Below are 232 nucleotides of genomic sequence, written 5' to 3'. Positions count from 1 at the left end.
TGCCGAGTTTTACATTATTAAACATAGCCTTGAACCTCCCTCAGCACTTTTCCCAGGTGCCCGACTTAACGGACTTGAGCACTGCGTTGATAATGCCGTCAACCTTGGCGCCCATCTCGAAGTCGCAGATGTACTCACCGCCGTGCATTGCCTGCATGAGTGCGTGAGCCTGCAAGGTCTTCATATCGTCAAATGCGATTGCGATGCCGCCTGCCGGCTGGAAGTACTTGAA

The 232-nt window shown here is 52.6% G+C and carries 1 protein-coding gene; it reads right to left on the bottom strand.

What is annotated here, in order from left to right; genetic code table 11:
- Positions 1-40 precede the first annotated feature (40 nt).
- Positions 41-232, bottom strand: a 192-nt coding sequence (locus tag DW724_RS15870) for a hypothetical protein (protein ID WP_202183553.1), incomplete at its 5' end; no start/stop codon positions are given.

It is taken from the genome of Butyricicoccus sp. AM27-36 (assembly GCF_003480945.1).
Taxonomy (GTDB): domain Bacteria; phylum Bacillota; class Clostridia; order Oscillospirales; family Butyricicoccaceae; genus Agathobaculum; species Agathobaculum butyriciproducens.
Note: the sequence above shows the minus strand (reverse complement) of the source record. Positions and strands in the feature narration are given on the sequence as shown.